The 3,538-nt window shown below is 73.3% G+C and carries 4 protein-coding genes and 1 pseudogene; 2 read left to right on the top strand and 3 right to left on the bottom strand.

Features of this window, described 5'->3' with window-relative positions:
- Positions 1-239 precede the first annotated feature (239 nt).
- Genes EAO71_RS36505 through EAO71_RS36515 form a run of 3 tightly spaced genes read right to left on the bottom strand, consistent with a single transcriptional unit; the run spans position 240 to position 2,559 of the window.
- Positions 240-1,163 (bottom strand): ADP-ribosylglycohydrolase family protein, encoded by a 924-nt coding sequence (locus EAO71_RS36505; protein WP_147982083.1) that lies wholly within the window; start codon positions 1,161-1,163, stop codon positions 240-242.
- Entirely contained in the window at positions 1,163-1,636 is a 474-nt protein-coding gene (locus tag EAO71_RS36510) for an ABA4-like family protein (protein WP_147982084.1), read from the bottom strand. Before EAO71_RS36510 ends, EAO71_RS36505 begins: the two co-directional genes overlap by 1 nt.
- Positions 1,633-2,559 (bottom strand): hypothetical protein, encoded by a 927-nt coding sequence (locus tag EAO71_RS36515; protein ID WP_261992527.1) that lies wholly within the window; start codon positions 2,557-2,559, stop codon positions 1,633-1,635. The genes EAO71_RS36510 and EAO71_RS36515 overlap by 4 nt, the downstream gene beginning before the upstream one ends.
- 177 nt (positions 2,560-2,736) lie before the next feature.
- Here EAO71_RS36515 and EAO71_RS36520 point away from each other — a divergent pair, with 177 nt between their 5' ends.
- On the top strand, positions 2,737-3,369 hold the full coding sequence (locus EAO71_RS36520; RefSeq protein WP_147982085.1) for a MerR family transcriptional regulator: 633 nt from the start codon (positions 2,737-2,739) through the stop codon (positions 3,367-3,369).
- 36 nt (positions 3,370-3,405) lie between these two features.
- Positions 3,406-3,538 (top strand): annotated as a pseudogene (locus EAO71_RS36525) (SIP domain-containing protein); the annotation flags it as partial.

Genomic DNA, 3,538 nt, shown 5'->3' on the forward strand with positions numbered 1-3,538 from the left:
TCCTGCACGAACTCGTCCGCGTCGCCCTGCTCGGTGAGGACCCGTCGGCCGCCCTGCCGGAGGCGCTCGCCGCCGTCGCCCCCGCGCACCGCGCCCGCTGGGCGGTGGTCCTCGCTCCGGACTGGCACCCGGACGACGCCACCGAGTTCAACGGTGCGGTGTGGCCGGGGGCTGTCGTGGGTACCGGTGGTACGGCGGGCCCGCTGCCAGGTGCCTCCTCGGCTCGGTGGATTCTCGGCTCAGGCGATCAGGGCGGTGGCCAGCGCCCGCAGGTCGTCGGAGCGGAGGGTGCGGGAGCCGTGGCCCGGGAGCGGGACCTGCAGGGGATCGGTCCACCGTGCGGGGATCGCGCCGGCTCCGTGGACGGCGCCCGCGAGCATGCCGGTGACCGCGGCCACCGTGTCCGTGTCACCGCCCAGATCGATGGCGACGGCCAGGGCATCCTCGAACGACGCGGTGGTACGCAGCGCCCAGACCGCCGAGCCGAGGCACGGCCACACCGCACCGTTGAACTCGGTGGCGTCGTCCGGGTGCCAGTCCGGAGCGAGGACCACCGCCCAGCGGGCGCGGTGCGCGGGGGCGACGGCGGCGAGCGCCTCCGGCAGGGCGGCCGACGGGTCCTCACCGAGCAGGGCGACGCGGACGAGTTCGTGCAGGAGGGCCGTCCCCTCCCAGGCGGCGGCGTCCCCGTGGGTCAGGGCGGCGATCCGGCGGGCGGCGTCCCGGGTGGCCTCCGGGCCGGCGGCGGCGAATCGGACGGCGGAGGTGGAGGCGCGCATCAGCGAACCGTTGCCGGCGGCACGGCCGTTGAGCTGGAAGTGGAGGGCCGCGGCGGTGTCCCACGAGTCGCCGCTGCTCAGTACCGCCTCGGTCTGCAGGCCGATGTCCTTGGGATCCGCCGCCGCCCAGGACCGGAAGCGCCGGAAGATGTCCGGCAGGTCGAGACCGCCCCGTTCGAGGAGCGACTCCCCGACGAGGACGGCCATCTGGGTGTCGTCGGTGGCCTCGCCCGGGTCCCAGCCGCCGCCCCCGCACATCTCGCCCCGGCCGTCGGGGAAGCGCTCCCGGAAGACCCCGGGCAGGCCGAACTCGAAGGGCGCGCCCAGCGCGTCTCCCACGGCGGAGCCGAGCACCGCCCCGACGGCACGGTCGATCGTTCGCATCAGGCCAGCGTAGACGGCCCGGGGACGAGGCTCCCGCCCTGCTCGGGGCGGGGCGCCACCGGCTTCCGGACCGCGCGCAGGACCAGGAAGACGAGCAGCCCGAAGGGGGAGAGGAGGATCGTGAACACCAGCAACGGCCCCATCACGAAGGGGGAGATGGCCCGCCTCCGGCCTTCGAGGTACATCCACTGACCGAGCAACAGGTCCCAGGCGAGGACCTGAGCCCAGACGGCCCCCGCTCCGCCCGCGAGTGCCACGAGGTCCCGGAAGGTGTCGATGTCCGGGCTGCTCACCGCCACCCACAGCTCGGGGAAGACGGGGATCGCCATCACCAGATAGACCGTCAGCACCGGCAGCACGGTCAGGGGCGAGGCCGCGAGCCGTTCCGTGGCCCGCCAGCCGGGCGCCAGGATCATCAGCAGCCAGAAGGGGGCGACCAGGTAGAAGGAGAACTCGAAGAGGAAGCCGGTCATGCCGCGAACTCCTTACGGGAGGTACCGGAGTCGCCGGTCGTTCCGGCGCCGGGTCGGTCGGTTGACGGGGTGCGCAGGGCGGCCCAGGTGGTCGCGGCGGTCAGCGCGACGATGGCGCCGGCGGCGGCCAGGGTCGTGCCGTCGGGACGGCCCAGCGGCTGGCCGCGGAGTGCCTGCCAGGTCAGCAGGCCGAAGGCCGCCGTGTACGCCCCGGAGACGACGAGGGTCAGCCTCAGCCGGACCCGGTCGTCGCGCAGCCGGGCGAACCGCGGGGCGAGCGTGACCAGGGCCAGCAGCACGAGCGGGATCACCTGCAGGGCGTGCATGCCGAAGAAGTGGGCGATCCGCAGGTCGCCGCCGGTCGTGGACCAGCCCGTCACGGCCATCGACGGGCCCCCGTCCGGGACACCGACACTGTGGGCCCCGGTGGTCTTCGCGTCGTCGCCCGCGGCGAGCTGCTCCGGGGTGGGCACGACCATCACGAAGCCCACGGCCGCGCCGGCGAGCGCGATCAGGGAGCCGAGGCGTACCGCCCAGGTGGTCGCGCGGTCCAGGATGCGGGCGCGTAACAGCAGGACCGAGATGACGAGTGCGGCGAGCCAGAGGACCACGACGGTCGCACCCATGACCTGGAACAGCGCGGCGTCGAGCGGGGTCTCGTTGTTGAAGTGGCTCTGCCGGCCCCGCRCGACCTGGCCCGTGATGATCGCCATCTCGACGGCGCTGGCCGCGGTGAGTACGGTGCCCGCCCACCAGCCCACCCGGCGGCCGCGTGGCAGCAGGCTGAGCATCCACGCGAGCGTCATCGCATAGGCGACGAACGAGACGGAGAACTTGAACGGCTTGGACCAGATCGGCACGCCGACGAGCATGCGGTCGTCGACGATCAGGCCGCCGACGCTGACGACGGCGAGCAGGGCCATGGAGCCGGAGAACCACACCAGCGGCCGATGGAGCTCGCGGATACGCGGCATCGAAGAGGACATGAGGAACCCCCGTGACTATAGATAGTGGCACTCTCCGCTATCTGATAGCTCCACTATCTATGATGGGGGTGTCGGTCGGCAAGGCCGGAGCGGGACCAGGAAGGTGAACGGACAGTGCGCGTCGGAGAGTTGAGTCGCAGGGCCGGAGTGTCGGTACCGACGATCAAGTACTACGTACGGGAAGGACTGCTGCCGGCCGGGCAGTTGACGAGCCCGAACCAGGCCTCGTACGACGAGACGCACGTGCGGCGCCTCCGGCTGATCCGGGCGCTCCTGGACGTCGGAGGGTTGTCGGTGGCGGGCGTCCGTGAGGTGATCGAGGCGATCGAGGACACCGAACGGCCGGTGCACAAGGTGCTGGGCGCGGCGGCCGATCGCGTGGTGCCGCGCCACGACCAGGAGCCGGTGGAGGGTGTCGCCGCCGCGCGGACGGCCGTTGCCGAGCTGATCGAACGGCGCGGCTGGCGGTCCCACCCGGAGAGCCCGGCGGCCGAGTCGCTGGCGGTGGCCCTGGCGACCATGGAGGACGTGGGGCACGGGGCGTTCGCGGAGGTGCTCGACGCGTACGCGGACGCCGCGGAGCAGGTGGCGCGGGCCGATCTGGACTACGTGGCGCGCAACGTGGCGCGGGAGGAGCTCGTGGAGAGCGTGGTGGTGGGGACGGTGCTGGGTGACGCGCTGTTCGCGTCACTGCGCAGGCTCGCGCACGTCGACGCCTCGGACCGGGTCTTCGGCACGGACGTCTGACGGTCGCCGGGGCACGCCGGCACCGTGCGGCGGGTGGCCGTGGTCCACGCGTTCGTGGAGGTCGCCGACGCCGGCGAGGAGCAGAAGTTCGCGACGGCGGCGGGCGTCGAGGTGACCTGGCTCCACCGGGGCTCGCGCCCGGCCGGCGAGGCCCTGCTGGAGGCGGTCC

The sequence above is a fragment of the Streptomyces sp. MS191 genome (genome assembly GCF_008042125.1).
Classification (GTDB): domain Bacteria; phylum Actinomycetota; class Actinomycetes; order Streptomycetales; family Streptomycetaceae; genus Streptomyces.

Coding starts and splice junctions, on each gene's coding strand:
- EAO71_RS36510 (WP_147982084.1), bottom strand. CDS start 1,636: ATGACCGGCTTCCTCTTCGAGTTCTCCTTCTACCTGGTCGCCCCCTTC.
- EAO71_RS36505 (WP_147982083.1), bottom strand. CDS start 1,163: ATGCGAACGATCGACCGTGCCGTCGGGGCGGTGCTCGGCTCCGCCGTG.